The organism is Armatimonadota bacterium, assembly GCA_031459715.1.
In the GTDB taxonomy this organism is placed as follows: Bacteria; Sysuimicrobiota; Sysuimicrobiia; order Sysuimicrobiales; family Humicultoraceae; genus Humicultor; species Humicultor tengchongensis.
Genome location: JAVKIA010000027.1, coordinates 18,577 through 35,187 on the forward strand (window position 1 = coordinate 18,577; position 16,611 = coordinate 35,187).

Consider the following 16,611-nt stretch of genomic DNA (forward strand, 5'->3'; position numbering starts at 1 on the left):
ACCCGATGCAGGCACCTTCTGACCGGAGCCCAGGTGCAGAAGCCGTGCGCACACGGACCCGCCTGGTGGGCAGCACACTGCTGCGGGTGGACCGGCTGGGGTCGACCAACGACCTGCTGCGCTCACTGGCTCAGCAGGGGGCGTCGGAGGGGACGGCCGTGGTGGCCCGCGAGCAGACCGCCGGGCGGGGCCGGATGGGCCGGAGCTGGGCGTCGCCGCCGGGAGGCCTGTGGCTTTCCGTCCTCCTGCGTCCTCCCCGACCCGCAGACCTCAGGCTGGCGCTGGCGGCGGCGGTGGGAGCCGCGGAGGGGGTGCGGGGCGCAAGCGGCGCGCCTGTCGGGCTGAAGTGGCCCAACGACCTGGTGCTGCAGAGGCGGAAGGTGGGCGGGGTCCTCGTGGAAGCGATCCCGCCCTGGGCCGTGGTGGGCATCGGGGTTAACGTCAACCTGGACCGGGCGCTGCTGCCACCAGACGTCCGCAAGTCGGCGGTCTCCCTGGCGGAGGTCGTAGGTCACATGGTGGACCTGGACGCGGTGCTGGACGGCGTCCTCGCCGGCCTTGACCACGCCTACGATGCTCTGCGCCACGGGCGGGGGGACGAGGTGCTCGACCGCTGGCGGCGGCTCAGCGTGACGCTGGGCCAACCCGTGCGGGTGCGCATCGGGGGCCGCGTCGTCCAGGGGATCGCGGTGGACATCGATGCCGCAGGAGCGCTGCTGGTCGCCGGATCTGCGGGTGCGCCGGTGCGCGTGCTCGCCGGCGACGTCACCCTGCTGTGAGATGATGTCGTGAAGTGGACGGTGTGAGCTGGGCATTGTGGGACTGGGGCTGTGAGGTGGACGCTGTGATCGGGCATCGAGGTATCACTGCCGTGCCGGGGATTCGCGTGGGCCACGCCACCGATCCGGAAGCGCAAACCGGGTGCACGGTCGTGCTCTGTCCCCAGGGCGCCGTCGCCGGGGTAGACGTGGGCGGCGGGGCGCCGGCCACCCGGGAGACCGACCTGCTGCGGCCGGGAATGCTGGTGGAACGGGTGCACGCCGTCCTCCTGACCGGCGGCAGCGCCTTCGGTCTGGCCGCAGCCGACGGCGTGATGCGCTACCTGGAGGAGCAAGGCGTCGGCTTCGACGCGGGGGTGGCCCGGGTCCCCATCGTCCCGGCCGCCGCCCTCTTTGACCTGGGGGTGGGGCGCGCGGACGTCCGTCCCGGGCCGGAGATGGGTTATCAGGCCTGCCTGGCGGCCACCGCAGAGTCGGTGCCGGAGGGGCCGGTGGGCGCGGGGACAGGGGCGACTGTAGGACACCTGCTGGGGGCAGGAGCGATGCGCGGGGGAATCGGCACGGCCGCGGTGGACCTGGCGGGCGAGGTGGTGGTGGGGGCGCTGGCGGCCGTCAACGCCTTCGGCGACGTGCGCGACGAACGCTCGGGGGAGATCATCGCCGGCGCGCGCACTCCCTCGGGTGAGTTCCTGGACACGGCGCGGGCCCTGCTGCAGCAGGCGGAGGAGCGGCCCTTCCGGCGGAGGGCGACCAGCACCACTCTGGTGGTGGTAGCCACCAATGCCCTGCTCTCCAAGGCAGAGGCCAACCGCCTGGCGCGTCTGGCCCAGGGCGGGCTGGCCCGGGTGATCTCGCCGGCGCACACTATCTTCGACGGAGACATAGTCTTCGCCCTGAGCTGCGGCGACGCGGTGAGCAACCTCCTGGCACTGGGGGCGGCGGCGGCGGAGGCGGTGGCGCAGGCCGTCGTCCGCGCCGTGCGCCTGAGCAATGCCCTGTAGCATTCCGCGCATTCCCTCTGGCCTTCCCACAGCAGGCGATCCGAAAAAGGTGAGACAGGTGAGGCACGCCATTGACTGGGACCACCGGCCGGTGTACGGTAGCGGCGAAGCCGGCATCCTGAGGGAGCCGGACTGGACGAACGGTACGAGCAGGCTTCGTCCGGTATCTGCACGGCAGAACTGGAACGGAGGGAAGGCATATGGCGCAGACCCGTCTTGCCCCCCCATCGGTGCGGTGGGGGTTTCGCTTTACTGCCCGAGACATCACCGTCACCGGGGCCCTGGGGGCGGTGGCGATCGTCCTGGGGCTGGTGCCGGGGCTGGGGTTCATCCCGGCGCCCACCCCGGCCGGTGCCGCGACCACCATGCACATCCCGGCCATCATCGCCGGCGTGCTGGAAGGCCCGGTGGTGGGAGCGCTGGTGGGCGGCATCTTCGGGTTTTTCTCCTTCACCCGGGCAACGATCCCCATCTTCAAGAATCCGGTGATCGCTTTTCTGCCCCGCATCCTCATCGGCGTGGTGGCCTTTCTGGTCTTCCGGGCGCTGCTGGCGCGCTACGCCCGCCCCTTCGCGGCGCTGGTGGTAGGGGCGGCGCTGTTTACCGTCCTGGGGCCCGGGGCGCGCGACTTCGAGTCAGCCTACGCCGCGGGCAGGGTGAAGCCCAGCTGGCTCGTGGATGCCTACCATCAGGTGGCGGCCCTCACCAGCCCCTCCCTGGCGGCGGCCCTCCTCCTGGGGGTGCTGGGGATCGCGCTGACCTACTGGCTCCTGCGCGGGGAGAACGCGGCGCCCGCGGCAGCGGCGGTGGCAGGGACGCTGACCAACACCGTCGGCGTGCTCACGCTCACGGTGGCCTTCGGCTTCATCCCCAGCGGCGCCGCCTTCGTCATCGGCGCCACCCACGGCCTGCCGGAGGTGGTTCTGGCGGTGCTGGTCACCGTGCCCGTCTACCGGGCGGTGAGCGCGCTCAGGAGCGGGAAGGGACGGGAGGAGAGCAGATGAGCGACTCCCTGCTGCTGGCGCTGGACATCAACAACACGCAGATCAAGATCGGCCTCTATGCGGGGGCCGACCTCCTGCACCACTGGCGGGTGGCCACCGACCGGGAGAAGACGGCCGACGAGTACGCCATGCTGCTGCGTGCACTGTTCGCCTCGGTGGGGCGCTCCCTGGAGGAGGTGAGCGGGGTGGGGATCTCCTCGGTGGTCCCTCCCCTGCTGGACACCATGGACCGTCTCTCCCGCACCTACCTGCGCACGGTGCCGCTGGTGGTGGGGCCGGGGGTGCGCACCGGGATGCGCATCCTCTATGAGAACCCCAAGGAGGTAGGTGCGGACCGTATCTGTAACGCCGTAGCCGCCTACGCCAGGTACGGCGGTCCGGCCATCGTGGTGGACCTGGGCACGGCCACCACCTTTTCCGTGGTCTCCGCCGAGGGGGACTTTCTGGGCGGGGCCATCGCTCCGGGGATCGGTATCTCCGTAGACGCCCTGGCGGAGCACGCGGCGCAGCTCCACCGGGTGGAGCTGGTCCGCCCGCGCCAGGCCATCGGCCGCTCCACGGTGGCGGCCATGCAGGCCGGGATCCTCTTTGGCTTCGTCGGGCAGGTGGAGGAGCTCCTGCGGCGAATGCGAGAGGAGCTAGGGACCCCGGCGGTGGCCATTGCCACGGGCGGGTGGGCAGAGCTGATACTGCCAGAGCTGCGCACCGTGCAGCATCACGCGCCGCTTTTGGGCCTGGAAGGCCTGCGCATCATCTACGAGCGGAACCGCGAGGCGGTGGTCCCCCTGCGAGAGGAGCGGGTGCTGCGTGGCTCCTGAGCAGACTTCCCCAGGCGCGGCGGGCGCAGCTCCAGGTACCGCAGGGGCGGCCCCGCCGCGCCCCCTGCACGTGGTCAGCCTCAGCCTGGGCTCGCCCACCCGCGACCACCGCGTCCGGCTCACCCTGCTGGGGCGGGAGGTGCTGGTGGAGCGCGTGGGCGTGGAGAGCCTGGCCGCCTACCGGCGGCGCCTGCTGGAACTCGACGGCAAGGTGGACGCCATCGGCATCGGCGGCGCAAACCTGGCGCTCAGTGCCGGTAGCCGCACCTACCCCATCCGTGATGTGGTGCGCCTGGTGCAGGGCATCCGCACCCCGGTGGTGGACGGCAGCGGCCTGAAGCGCCTGCTGGAGAAGCAGATCATCCTGGAGATCCTGCCGCGGGACTACGGGGTGGATTTCCGCGGCAAGCGGGTCCTCCTGGTCAGCTCCGTGGATCGCTACGGCATGGCCGAGGCCTTCACCCAGGCGGGGGCGGATGTGCGCTTCGGCGACTTCATGTTTGCGCTGGGCCTGCCCATCAGCATGCGCGGCCTGACCACGGTCAAGGTGCTGGCGGCCATTCTGCTGCCCGTCCTCACCCGGCTGCCCTTCACCTGGCTTTACCCCACGGGCGACAAGCAGGAGGTGATTACACCCAGGTTTGGCAAGGCCTACGCCTGGGCCGAAGTCCTGGCGGGCGACTTCCACTTCATTCGCCGCTACATGCCCGAGGACCTGCGCGGCAAGATCATCATCACCAACACCCTCACCGTCCAGGATGTGGAGGAACTGCGGCGCCGCGGGGTGCGCATGATCGTCACCCCCTCGCCGAACCTGGAAGGGCGGTCCCTGGCCACCAACGCCGTGCAGGCCATGCTGGTGGCCCTGGCGGGGCGGCGGCCGGAGGAGCTGACGCCGCAGGACTATCTGGAGCTGCTGGACCGGATCGGCTTCCGCCCCCGCGTCGAGCTGCTCAACCCGTAGTCCTCGACGTCCGATGGGGGAACCGGGCCGTTTCGCCTTCGTCCTCCACCCGCTGGCCGTGGCCGACTTCGCCCGTAAGTACCCCCCGCTGCGTCTTGCTCCGCCGCGGGCGCTGGAGTGGGTGGCGCGCTTGGTCCCGCCGCTGGTCGCCGCCCGCATCACCGGGATCCGCTCGCTCACAGGCGCAACCGCGGAGGGGTGGTTCATCGGCCTGCCCCTGACCACCCGCGTCCTGTTGGCCAGCGACCCCGAATTCGTCTACCACCGCCTGGTGCAGTGCGGCCACCTGGCGCAACGCCTGGGGGCGGGGATTTTGGGCCTGGGCGCCTTCACCAAGGTCGTGGGCGACGCCGGGGCGACAGTGGCGCAGCGGCTGCCCATCGCCGTGACCACCGGCAACTCCTACACCGCCGCCACCGCCGTGGAGGGGGCGTTGCTGGCGGCTGCACGCATGGAGATTGACCTGCCGCGGGCCCATGCCCTGGTGGTCGGCGCTTCCGGGGCTGTAGGGACCGTCTGCAGCCAGCTGCTGGCGCCGCACGTGGGGACGCTGACGCTGGCGGCCCGTTCCGTGGAGCGCCTGGAGGCCCTGGCGGAGCGGCTGCGCGCCGCCCGCGACCGCAGTCCCGCCGTGCAGGTGACCACCGACCTGCGCCGTGCCCTGGCTCGGGCAGACCTCGTCCTCACCGTCTCCTCCGCTACGGACGTGCTCATCCAGCCCCGGGACCTGCGTCCTGGGGCCGTGGTCTGCGACGTGGCCCGGCCCCGCAATGTCTCCCGCCTGGTCTACCAGCAGCGGGACGACGTACTGGTCATCGACGGAGGGGTGATAGAGGTGCCAGGCGAGGTCCAGTTCGGCCTGGACTTCGGCTTCCCTCCGCGCACCTGCGAGGCCTGCATGGCGGAGACCATGGTGCTGGCGCTGGAGGGACGGTACGAGGATTACACCGTGGGGCGAGAGATCGCCCTGGAGCGCGTGCGAGAGATCGAGACGCTGGCCCGCCGCCACGGCTTTCGCCTGGCCGGATTCCGGCGATTCGAGCGGGCGATCTCGGAGGAGGAGGTAGAGCGGATAAAGGCCGCGGCGCGCCGCCCCGCCCCATTGTCAGGCGCGGCCTTCTATGGTATGTAAGGGGAAAATCCCAGGTGGCCGCAGGCGACGTGCAGAGAGAAGCGCTTGTGGGTTCTGTAGGTTCTCGGAACTTACCCAACCGTCCGCGCGAGTGCATCTGTCTTCCGCGAAGGCGCTAGCCTTCGCGTTCCCCATATAAGATCCTTCTCCGCAGTTCGAGGAATCTAGCGGAAGGCTTCCCGCCGGAAGCAGCGCCGGCGGGGGAGTTCTTCCGGCGTGGGGGTGAAGACAATGCACGGCAAGAAGTTGTGGATCCCGGCAGCGTGGATTCTGGCCGTTGCGTTTCTGGCTGCGGCTACCGGACTTGCGGCTGCGCCCACCGGGCTTCCGGCCCTGGCCGCCCAGGCTCAGCAGGTACGGACGCTGGGCCGGACCCAGGTCCTGGTAGACGCTGCCTGGCTGGCTGCCAACCTGACCGGGCCCGACCTGCGCATCCTGGACCTGAGCGGCACCAGGGAGGCCTACGGACGAGGCCACCTGCCCGGGGCCGTGTACGCCTCCGTCACCACCGAGCTCGTCGATCCCACCCACCGGATCAGAGGCATGGCACCCACCAGGGAGCAGTTCCAGGCGCTCATGCGGCGGCTGGGAGTGGGGAACACCGACAGCGTCGTCCTCTACGACGAAGGCAGGAGCCTGCAGGCAGCCCGGGCGTTCTGGATCTTCAAGCTCTACCGGCACGAGCGGGTGGCGGTCCTCGACGGCGGCAGCGGGAAGTGGGGGGCGGAAGGGCGGCCTCTGGTGACAGAGGTGCCCAACATTACCCCTTCAGCCTACGTAGCCGGGGAACGGGATAACACCATCGAGGCCACCGCAGACTACATTCGAGCCAGGCTGGGCAAGGCGCTCCTCCTGGATGTCCGCGGCCCCAGGGAGTATGCGGGGCTGGACGTGAGGGCGGCCCGGGGCGGGCACATCCCCGGGGCGGTGAACGTGGAGTGGACGCTGGCCACCAATGCGGACGGGACGTTCAAGGCCACCGCGGACCTTCGGGCGCTGTACGCCCGGGCCGGTGTGGCCAGGGATCGAGAGATCATCGTCTACTGCCAGACGGGCGTACGCGCCGCCCACTCGTGGTTCGTGCTCAAGTACCTGCTGGGCTACCCTCAGGTGCGCAACTACGACGGGAGCTGGGAGGAGTGGGGGAACCGGCCCGACCTTCCGGTGCAGAGGTGAGGCCGGTGACCGGGCCAGGACCGGTGACCGGCCCGGGGCCGGGCCAGATGGACCTGCCGCGGATGCTGGCCCGCGGTGCCAGTGCGCTTGTGCTGGCCATTGCAGTGGCGACGCTCACCTCCAGGGCCGACCCTCGGGCGGGGCTGTTCTGGCTGTTCGGATTGGGCTTTGGCTTCGTGCTGCAGCGCAGCCGCTTCTGCTTCGCCTCAGCCTTCCGCGATCTCTTCCTGTTCGGGCACGGCCGGGTGATGCGCGGTATTCTGGGAGGTCTGGCCATTGCCACCGTTGGCTTTACCGTGCTCATGGCGCGGATGGTCCCGGACCCCGGCCTGGGGGCCGTCGCACCCGAGGCGCACGTGATCCCGCTGGGCATCCATGTGGCTGTAGGCGGCCTGCTGTTCGGGACAGGCATGGTCCTGGCAGGTGGGTGTGTCTCCGGCTCGATGTACCGCATCGGGGAGGGCTACGTGGCTTCGGCGGTGGCCCTGGCGGGTATCGTGGCCGGGTTGGGTCTGGGAGCGCACTCGTGGAACTTCTGGTGGCGGGCGAGCATCGGTCGCAGCCCGCTGCTGTGGCTGCCGCGCTTCGGTGGATACGGTGTGGCGGTGGCTGTGACCCTGGCCCTCCTCGCCGCTGGTTACCTCCTGATCACCTGGTGGGAATCCCGTCAGGGCTACGTCCTGCCGGAGCCTCCTCCCCCCTCAGTCGGTCAGGGCTTCTACGGACGGCTGGAAGCCACCCTGCGGGCCTTGCTGGTGCGTGGGTGGTCGCCCCTGGTCGGGGGCGCGGCCCTGGGGACGCTCAACGTCTTCCTCTACACGGCGCACATGCCCTGGGGGGTCACCGGCGAGATCTCCCGGTGGGCCATCGGGCTCCTCAATGCGGCCGGATGGAGCCCCGGACCCCTGAAAGGCACGGAGGAGCTGGCGGCGTGCGCGCTGTCCGCCAGCGCCGGTCCCTGGCTCACCCACACCCTGACCCTCAACCTGGGCATGGTGGCGGGGTCATTCGCCGCCGCGCTGCTGGCCGGAGAGTTCAGGGTGCGCCGGCCCAAAGAACGGCGCCGCTACCTGCAGGCGTTGGGCGGCGGAGTCCTCATGGGCTACGGCGCCACCCTGGCCATGGGATGCACCCTGGGGGCGTTCTTCTCGGCCGTCCCCTCGCTGGCTCTCAACGGCTGGGTATTTGGACTGGCCCTGGCCGCCGGGGCGTGGGTGGGGGTGCAGGTCATCAGGCGCATTCCCTGAGGGGAGGCGCAGGCCAGACTGGAGGCGGAGGTGCTGTGCATGGAGCTGGATGTGCGGGGCGAGATCTGCCCCTATCCGATGATGAAGACGGTGGAGGTCCTGCGGACGCTGCCCGAAGGCGAGGTCCTTGAGGTGCTCACCGACCATCCGCCCGCGCTGGAGTCCATCCCCTTCTACACCTCGCGGCTCGGCTACCGCTGCGCCATCAAAGAGGACGCGCCCGGCCAGTGGCGGATCCGGATCACACCCGCGGCGGCACAAAGCACGGATGCCCGGGTGCCCGGGGGAGAGGTCCGGGGCGCGGGGAGTCAGCCGTGAGCGTGACCACGCACCTTCTGAGCAACGAGCAGCTGCAGCGCTACTCCCGCCAGGTGATCCTGGCTGAGGTGGGCGTGGGCGGGCAGCGCCGGCTGCTGGACAGCAAGGTGCTGATCATCGGTGCAGGGGGGCTGGGATCGCCCGCGGCGCTCTACCTAGCCGCCGCCGGCGTCGGCACCCTGGGGATCGTGGACGGCGACCGGGTGGACCTGACCAACCTGCACCGGCAGATTCTCCACCACAGTCGTGACCTCGGCCGGCCGAAGACCCAGACTGCCCGCCGCACCATCGAGGAGATCAATCCCGATGTGACCGTGATCCCCTTTCAGACCACCCTGACCAGGGCCAATGCCCTGGACATCCTCAAAGATTTCGACGTGATCCTAAACGGCAGCGACAACTTCCCCACCCGCTACCTGGTCAACGACGCCTGCGTCCTGCTGGGAAGGCCCCTGGTGGACGCCAGCGTGCTGCGCTGGGAGGCCCAGTTCACCGTCTACCTGCCGGGGCGGGGCTGCTACCGTTGCCTCTTCCCCACCCCGCCTCCGCCCGGCGCGGTTCCCAGCTGCGCCGAGGCGGGAGTCATCGGCGCCGTGGCTGGCTTCATGGGTACGCTGCAGGCCATCGAAGCCGTCAAGATCCTGCTGGGCAAAGATGAGGTTCTGGTCAACCGCCTGCTGCTCTTCGACGCCCTGGAGGGACGCATGAGCACGCTGCGCTGGAGCCGGAATCCCCACTGCCCGGTCTGCGGGGACCGACCCACTATTCACCAGCTGATCGACTATGAGCAGTTCTGCGGGGTGCCGGGTCGGCACGCGGCAGAGGCAGTGGCCCCCGCCGTCGTGGAGGTCTCTGTGGAGGAGGCGGCCAGGCTGGTGCAGGAGGAAGGTGCCTTCCTCCTGGACGTGCGCGAGCCCTGGGAATGGGGTCTGGTGCGCATCCCCGGGGCGGTTCTCATTCCAAGAGGCCAGGTGGCGGCACGGGTCAGCGAGATCCCCCGGGACCCGCCGGTGGTGGTTTACTGCGCGGTTGGGCAGCGCAGTGCTGAGATCACCCTCTGGCTGCGAGAGCGAGGGTACCAGCGCGCGGTCAACCTGGCGGGAGGGATCACCGCCTGGGCGAACGCGCAGCTGCCGGTGGAGTCTTAGCGGCCGCCGGGAGTTCTGCCGGTGGCCACACGGATCTGCTGCGCTTCATCCCCTGCTACTGCGGGTGCGCCACCATGGGGCACGACAGCAACGCCGCCTGCTACCTGCGCGCCCTCCGCCCGGATGGGATGATGTGGTACCAGCGCCACGGCGCCCGGTGCGAGAGGTGCCTGGCGGTGAGGCGGGAGGTGATGGCCCTGCACAGGTCGGGGTGGTCAGCACGCGAGATTCGCAGGATCGTGGAGATCAGGCACGGGCGGGAGGAGGCCCCGACCCCAACCCTGTGGCCGCCGAGGTAGCTTCCGCTTGACGATTCGCCGCGGCGGGTTCTATACTCACGCTACGAGTAGGCCGCCTGCGGCCTACCTTCTTTTGTCCCGAGCCGAGCGATGACGGAGAAGGGGGAGAAAGAGATCATCCTCACCGCCGAGGGCCTGCGCAGGCTCGAGGAGGAGCTGGAGTACCTGAAGGTGGTCCGGCGAAAGGAGGTAGCCGAGCGGATCAAGGCGGCCAAGGACTTCGGCGACCTTATGGAAAACTCCGAGTACGAAGACGCCAAGAACGAGCAGGCCTTCGTGGAGGGGCGGATCCTGCAGCTGGAGACCATGTTGCGCAATGCCAAGGTCATCGACAACAACCAGGTCCGCGGGGACCGCGTCTCCGTGGGGTGTACCGTGGTCCTGCAGGACCTGAGCAACGGGGAGCGGCTCTCCTACATGATCGTGGGGTCGGCAGAGGCCGACCCCGACCGCGACCGGATCAGCAACGAGTCGCCGGTGGGCAAGGCCCTGTTGGGCCGGAAGAAGGGCGATACGGTGGAGATACAGGTCCCCGCGGGGACGATCCGCTACTCCGTCCTGGACATTCAGGGATAGCGGCGGGCGCATCTGCGGGCGCGCGGAGCCAGGGCGGTGGCTCTTTTTCTTTATTCCCACCGCCGGGGTCCTCCTCCGGGGCGAGTTGGGCATGAAGGCACTGGGCGGCCGGTTGTCCGCCGGGAGGGTGGCGGGGTCGAGTAGAATAAGAGCAGGAGGAACCTCCGGTCGGCGAGAATTCGTTGAACCTATCAGACGCCCGGCCGGTCGCCTGCCGGCCGCCGGGTACCCGGCCGGGGTGACTCGCTCCGCCGCACCGCGCGGAGAGGAGACGGCAGATGGCGATGTTTGAGCGATTCACCGAGCGGGCGCGCCGCGTCATCATCCTGGCGCAGGAGGAGGCCAAGCGGCTGAACCACAGCGCCGTGGGCACCGAGCACATCCTCCTGGGGATCATCCGGGAGGGGGAGGGCGTCGCCAGCAAGGTCCTGGAGAGCTTGAACATCAGCCCGGAGCGGGTGCGCGCGGAGATCGAGAGCGCCATCGGCCGGGGAGAACGGACTCCGTACGAAGAAGTGGCCTTCACGCCCCGGGCCAAGAAGGTGCTGGAGCTGGCCCTGGACGAGGCCCGCCGCCTGGGGCACAACTACATCGGCACCGAGCACCTCCTCCTGGGGCTGATCCGGGAAGGGGAAGGGGTGGCCGCACGGGTGCTGGAGGCCATGGGCGCGGACCTGGAGCGGGTGCGCGCCCAGGTGGTCTACCTGCTGGGCGAGGAGGGGACCACCAGCTACGCCAGGCAGACCAGCAAGACCCCCACCCTCGACGAGTTCGGCCGCGACCTGACCAAGCTGGCCCGCGCCGGGAAGCTGGACCCGGTGATCGGCCGGGAGCGGGAGATCGAGCGGGTGATCCAGGTGCTCTCCCGCCGCACCAAGAACAACCCCGCGCTGATCGGCGAGCCGGGGGTGGGCAAGACGGCCATCACCGAGGGGCTGGCGCAGCGGATCACCCGGGGCGACGTCCCGGAGGTGCTGCGGAACAAGCGGGTGGTGCAGCTGGATCTGGCGGCCCTGGTGGCCGGCACCAAGTACCGGGGCGAGTTCGAAGAGCGCATGAAGAAGGTGATGGAGGAGATCCGCAAGGCCCAGGGCGAGGTCATCCTCTTCGTGGACGAGCTGCACACCCTGGTGGGCGCCGGCGCGGCGGAGGGAGCCATCGACGCCAGCAACATCCTCAAGCCGGCGCTGGCCCGCGGCGAGCTGCAGTGCATCGGCGCCACCACCCTGGACGAGTACCGCAAGTACGTGGAGCGGGACGCCGCCCTGGAGCGGCGCTTCCAGCCTATCCTGGTCTCCGAGCCCACCGTGGAACAGACCATCGAGATCCTCAAGGGGCTGCGCGAGCGCTACGAGAGCCACCACGGGGTCAAGATCACCGACGACGCCCTGGTGGCCGCGGCCACCCTGGCGGACAAGTACATCGCCGACCGCTTCCTCCCCGATAAGGCCATCGACCTGATGGACGAGGCCAGCAGCAAGATCCGGCTGCAGGCCTCCTTCCTGCCGCAAGAGATCCGCGCCGCGGTGGAAAAGGTGGACCGGGTGCGGCGGGAGAAGGACGAGTCCATCAAGAGCCAGGACTTCGAGCGCGCGGCGCAGCTGCGGGACAAGGAGCGGGTACTGCGGCAGAAGCTGGAAGAGCTGGAGTCCTCCTGGAAGAAGGAGAAGGGGCACGACTTCACCAGCGTCACCGCCGAGGACATCGCCGACATCGTCAGCAGCTGGACGGGCATCCCGGTGACGCGGCTGGTGGAGGAGGAGACGCAGAAGTTGCTGCGTATGGAGGAGGCGTTACACGAGCGCATCGTGGGGCAGGACGACGCGGTGCGGGCGGTGGCCAAGGCAGTGCGCCGGGCCCGCGCCGGCCTCAAGGATCCGCGGCGGCCCATCGGTTCCTTCATGTTCCTGGGGCCCACGGGCGTGGGCAAGACGGAGCTGGCCCGGGCCCTGGCCGAGTTCATGTTCGGGGACGAGAACGCGCTGGTGCGCATCGACATGTCCGAGTACAGCGAGCGGCACACCATCAGCCGCCTGGTGGGCTCGCCTCCCGGCTACGTGGGTTACGAGGAAGGCGGGCAGCTCACCGAGGCGGTGCGCCGCCGCCCCTACTCCGTGGTCCTCTTCGACGAGATCGAGAAAGCCCACCCGGAGATCTTCAACGTCCTGCTGCAGATCCTGGACGACGGCCGCCTCACCGACGCCCAGGGGCGGACCGTAGACTTCAAGAACTGCGTGCTTATCATGACCAGCAACGTGGGCGCCCCGGTGCTGGACAAGGAGGTGGGCTTTGGCTTCCGCCTGGCTCGTGACGCCCGGGAGGACCAGGAGCAGATCTACACGCGGATGAAGGAGCACGTGATGGAGGAGCTGCGGCGCACCTTCCGCCCGGAGTTCCTCAACCGTCTGGACGAGATCATCGTCTTCCGGCCGCTCACCGACCAGCAGATCCGCGCCATCGTCGGCATCCTGGCGCAGCGGGTGCGGCGGGAGATGCGCGGCCAGAACATGGACCTGGAGATCACGGAGGAGGCCAAGGAGCTCCTGGCCCGGGAGGGGTTCGACCCCACCTTCGGTGCCCGGCCGCTGAGGCGGGCCATCCAGCGCCTGGTGGAGGACCCTCTCTCTGACGAGCTGCTGCGCGGCCGCTTCAAGTCCGGGGACACCATCGTGGTGGATGCCCGGGACGGCCGCATCGTCTTCGAGAAGAAGCGCGAGCCCGCCCTGGCGGAGTGAGCGGGCGCTGTCGAGATGCTCTGCGGGACCCGGAGGCCCGGGTCCCGTTTTCGTTGTGGGACGTGCCGATATAAGTCCCGGAAGCCCGATGCCAGTCCGCGTGCGCTACACCTGCCAGACCTGCGGCTACACCTCCCCCAAGTGGCTGGGGCGCTGCCCCGACTGCGGGGAGTGGAACAGCCTGGTGGAGGAGGCCCCGCCCGAGGGGGGAGGGCGGCCGCGCCCGGTCGCTGCGGCGGAAGTGCTGGACGTGGCGCAGATCCCCGCGGAGGCCGAGCCCCGGGCGTCCACGGGGCTGGCAGAGTTCGACCGCGTGCTCGGGGGCGGGATCGTGCCCGGGTCGCTGGTGCTGATCGGGGGAGAGCCCGGCGCGGGCAAGTCCACCCTGGTCAGCCAGGTGGCCGCCCGCCTGGCCGCCGGCGGTGCGCGCGTCCTCTACGTCAGCGGGGAGGAGTCGGCCCGGCAGACGCGGATGCGGCTGGAGCGGCTGGGGACGCTACCGGCGGGGCTCCTCCTGCTGGCGGAGAACAACCTGGAGGCGATCCAGCAGGCCATCGAGGCGCAGCGTCCGGCACTGGTGGTGGTCGACTCTATCCAGGCCGTCTACCGGCCGGACATCCCCTCGGCACCGGGAAGCGTGGGCCAGGTGCGGGAGTGCACTGGCTCGCTGCTCACCGTGGCCAAGGGGCAGGGGATCAGCATCATCATCGTCGGACACGTGACCAAGGAGGGGCAGCTGGCCGGGCCGCGGGTGCTGGAACACCTGGTGGACACCGTCCTCTATTTCGAAGGCGACCGGCACCACGCCTACCGCATCCTGAGGGCGACCAAGAACCGCTTCGGCTCCACCAATGAAATCGGGGTCTTCGAGATGGGCCCCCACGGCCTTTCCGAGGTGTCCAACCCCTCGGCCCTATTCCTGGCGGAGCGTCCGGCGGCGGCCCCGGGCTCCGCCGTCGTGTGCGCCCTGGAGGGGACGCGGCCCCTGCTGCTGGAGGTGCAGGCGCTGGTGGCGCCCACGCACTTCGGCATGCCGCGGCGCACGGCGGCGGGGGTGGACTACAACCGCCTGGTCCTGCTGCTGGCCGTGCTGGAGAAGCGGGCCGGGCTGCACCTGGCCATGCACGACGTCTACGCCAGCGTCACGGGTGGGCTGACGGTGGAGGACCCTGCGGCGGACCTGGGGGTGGCGGTGGCGGTGGCCAGCGCCTTCCGGGACCGCCCCGTGGACCAGCAGGTGGTGGTTATCGGCGAGGTGGGGCTGGCCGGCGAGGTGCGGGCGGTGCGCCAGGTGCAGCAGCGGGTGCGTGAGGCGGCGCGCCTGGGGTTCCACCGTGCGCTGGTGCCGCGGGCATCCGGCGGGGAGTGGCCGCCCGGGGTGGAGGTGGTCGCCGTAGCCACGGTGGCCGAGGCGCTGGCCCTCCTGCTGGGCTGATCCCCTGCGCGGGGTCGGCGACCTCCGCCGCCGGAGTTGCCCGGCGCTACAGCGGATCGCCCGCCGTGGAACTCCTCAGGTCCTCCTTGCGTCAATGGGCAAGAACGCTTCAGACTCCAGCTGCGGCCAGGGGGCGGATGGTTAAGGAGGGATATGGACTCCAGATGAACCGGCAGGCATTTGCACTGCTATCCGCTGCGGTCCTGGCAGCGTTTGCGATCGGAGCGCTTCCGGGCCGCCTCCCGCGGGCCGTCCCGGGTTCCGCTCCCCGGGTGGAGGCGGCGGCGGGCGGGCAGCGCTTCCTCATCGTGCCCGGGGAGTCCCAGGTGATCTACCGCGTGGGCGAGACACTGATCAGCGAGGGCAACCGCTTCAATGTGGCCGTGGGGATCACCCGCGGGGTGCAGGGAGAGGTCATCGTCGACCGCACCAACCCCGCGGCCAGCCGCGTGGGGACCATCAGCGTAGACATCAGCCAGTTCCAGTCCGACAGCGGGCGGCGGGACAACGCTATCCGGGGGCGCTGGCTGGAATCCTCCCGCTACCCCATAGCCGAGTTCGTCCCCACGCGCATCGACGGCCTGCCGGCGCAGTATGCAGAGGGGCGGGAGGTCACCCTGCGCATCACCGGCAACCTGAAGGTGCGCACAGAGGTCCGGCTCACCACCTTTGACGCCACCGTGCGCCTGACTGGGAATGAGCTACGGGGTACCGCCAGCGCCAAGATCCTGATGACGGACTTCGGGTTCGAGCCTCCGTCCATCCTGGGGATCCTGCGAGCGCAAAACGAGGTGGAGATCGAGTTCCGCTTCGTGGCCCGCCCGGTCCCTTAGGACCGCGGATGCTGGCGCTCTGCTGGCAGGCGGAACGCCGTTGACGGCAGGGGATAGAGGCCGGGGGAGTCGGGCGGCAGAGGCCGCAGCGGCTAGGTCAGGTGGTAGACTCCCAGGGTGGAGACGCGGTCCCGCTCCTTGCGCAGGATGGCGTCCAGGTCCAGCCCCGTGATATAGCACAGCGCCGCCAGGTAGAAGAGGGTAGTGCCGATCTCGTCCTCCAGCGCTTCGCGGCAGCGGGCGCAGAGGTTGCCGTAGAGGTGGGTGGAGAGGAACCCCCGCACATCCCCCAGCCCCACATCCGCCGGAAACCGCTGCCGCTCCGCGCGGATCTGCACACAGCCGCAGACGGCGACGGCGTGCGCCAGAACGCGGGAGACGCGGGCCGCGGTCTCGGTCAGCTTGCTCTGCACATCGAGAATGCTGCGGTGGCGGATGAGGTATTGCGAGACGAGGTGCTGCAGGGTCGCCAGGTCGGTCTCTTTCATGCCCGAGCCTCCTCAGTGCAAGGCTGCCGTTGACGGCGATCCCCGGCAGGATGCGCGAGGCGATTATAGGCGCCGCTTCGCGCCACTGTCAAGAAGCCGCACCTGATGCGGGCCTGCGCCGCGCGCCCCGCTGGCGCACGGTGGCCGCGTGGTATAATTGTCCTCGTCATGATCATGCTCATGCGCTTTACCGGCGGCCTCCTTGGGGCCGTCGGGGCGTTCCGGCTGGCCGTCATCCTGCCCTGGTTTCCTCAGCCGCTGACCCGGATCGCCCTCGGTCTGCTGGGGGCGCTGCTGGGCTGGCTGGTCACCCCGTGGCTGTGGCGCCTCTTCGTCCGGGCCATGACCTGGGTACTGCAGGGGCTGGCACACCTCTCCCTGCGAGAGCTGGCCCTGGGGGCGGCGGGCCTTATCGTCGGCCTGCTCACCGCCTTCCTGGTGGGCTTCCTGGTCAGCGATATTCCCTACGTGGGGCTGTACCTGCGCTGGGGCGTGGCCCTGGTGTTTGGCTACCTGGGGATCCACCTGGCGCTGCAGCGGCGGGAGGAGGTCAGGGCCCTGCTGGACCGCATGGATGAAGGAAAGAGCCACGGCCCCCCGCCGCGCCGGGTGGTGCCTAAGGTGATGGACACCAGCGTGATCATCGACGGACGCATCG

Annotated in this window: 16 protein-coding genes; 15 read left to right on the forward strand and 1 reads right to left on the reverse strand. The window is 69.9% G+C overall.

The features are described 5' to 3' along the window. The first annotated feature begins 44 nt into the window (after positions 1-44). From QN152_10090 to QN152_10155, 14 genes are all read left to right on the forward strand, one after another. On the forward strand, positions 45-779 hold the full coding sequence (locus QN152_10090; protein ID MDR7539858.1) for a biotin--[acetyl-CoA-carboxylase] ligase: 735 nt from the start codon (positions 45-47) through the stop codon (positions 777-779). Between the two features lie 65 nt (positions 780-844). Continuing rightward, positions 845-1,780: a P1 family peptidase gene (locus tag QN152_10095; GenBank protein MDR7539859.1), complete on the forward strand. Its 936-nt coding sequence runs from the start codon at positions 845-847 to the stop codon at positions 1,778-1,780. Between the two features lie 200 nt (positions 1,781-1,980). Then, positions 1,981-2,784: an ECF transporter S component gene (locus tag QN152_10100; GenBank protein MDR7539860.1), complete on the forward strand. Its 804-nt coding sequence runs from the start codon at positions 1,981-1,983 to the stop codon at positions 2,782-2,784. Then, positions 2,781-3,602, forward strand: coding sequence for a type III pantothenate kinase (locus QN152_10105; protein MDR7539861.1), 822 nt, complete (start codon positions 2,781-2,783; stop codon positions 3,600-3,602). Before QN152_10100 ends, QN152_10105 begins: the two co-directional genes overlap by 4 nt. Beyond that, positions 3,592-4,566: a quinate 5-dehydrogenase gene (locus QN152_10110; protein ID MDR7539862.1), complete on the forward strand. Its 975-nt coding sequence runs from the start codon at positions 3,592-3,594 to the stop codon at positions 4,564-4,566. The genes QN152_10105 and QN152_10110 overlap by 11 nt, the downstream gene beginning before the upstream one ends. Positions 4,567-4,579: 13 nt before the next feature. Next, positions 4,580-5,698 (forward strand): shikimate dehydrogenase, encoded by a 1,119-nt coding sequence (locus tag QN152_10115; protein ID MDR7539863.1) that lies wholly within the window; start codon positions 4,580-4,582, stop codon positions 5,696-5,698. A 216-nt stretch (positions 5,699-5,914) separates the two neighbouring features. Beyond that, positions 5,915-6,874: a sulfurtransferase gene (locus QN152_10120; protein ID MDR7539864.1), complete on the forward strand. Its 960-nt coding sequence runs from the start codon at positions 5,915-5,917 to the stop codon at positions 6,872-6,874. 5 nt (positions 6,875-6,879) lie between these two features. Then, entirely contained in the window at positions 6,880-8,121 is a 1,242-nt protein-coding gene (locus QN152_10125) for a YeeE/YedE family protein (GenBank protein MDR7539865.1), read from the forward strand. Between the two features lie 39 nt (positions 8,122-8,160). After that, entirely contained in the window at positions 8,161-8,439 is a 279-nt protein-coding gene (locus tag QN152_10130) for a sulfurtransferase TusA family protein (GenBank protein ID MDR7539866.1), read from the forward strand. 2 nt (positions 8,440-8,441) lie between these two features. Beyond that, on the forward strand, positions 8,442-9,587 hold the full coding sequence (moeB, locus tag QN152_10135; GenBank protein MDR7539867.1) for a molybdopterin-synthase adenylyltransferase MoeB: 1,146 nt from the start codon (positions 8,442-8,444) through the stop codon (positions 9,585-9,587). A 389-nt stretch (positions 9,588-9,976) separates the two neighbouring features. Beyond that, positions 9,977-10,462, forward strand: a complete 486-nt coding sequence (gene greA, locus QN152_10140; protein MDR7539868.1) for a transcription elongation factor GreA — start codon at positions 9,977-9,979, stop codon at positions 10,460-10,462. Positions 10,463-10,746: 284 nt separating this feature from the next. Beyond that, positions 10,747-13,197: an ATP-dependent Clp protease ATP-binding subunit gene (locus QN152_10145; GenBank protein ID MDR7539869.1), complete on the forward strand. Its 2,451-nt coding sequence runs from the start codon at positions 10,747-10,749 to the stop codon at positions 13,195-13,197. 88 nt (positions 13,198-13,285) lie between these two features. Further along, complete coding sequence (gene radA / locus QN152_10150) at positions 13,286-14,632, forward strand: DNA repair protein RadA (GenBank protein ID MDR7539870.1); 1,347 nt, start codon at positions 13,286-13,288, stop codon at positions 14,630-14,632. 164 nt (positions 14,633-14,796) lie between these two features. Beyond that, the gene (locus QN152_10155; GenBank protein ID MDR7539871.1) at positions 14,797-15,465 is read left to right on the forward strand and encodes a YceI family protein; all 669 of its coding nucleotides are present in this window, start codon (positions 14,797-14,799) and stop codon (positions 15,463-15,465) included. 92 nt (positions 15,466-15,557) lie between these two features. On the opposite strand, the gene QN152_10160 is transcribed toward QN152_10155, so the two are convergent. Beyond that, the gene (locus QN152_10160; GenBank protein MDR7539872.1) at positions 15,558-15,953 is read right to left on the reverse strand and encodes a DUF1573 domain-containing protein; all 396 of its coding nucleotides are present in this window, start codon (positions 15,951-15,953) and stop codon (positions 15,558-15,560) included. 168 nt (positions 15,954-16,121) lie between these two features. Here QN152_10160 and QN152_10165 point away from each other — a divergent pair. After that, a partial coding sequence (locus QN152_10165; protein ID MDR7539873.1) for a hypothetical protein occupies positions 16,122-16,611 on the forward strand: 490 nt, incomplete at its 3' end.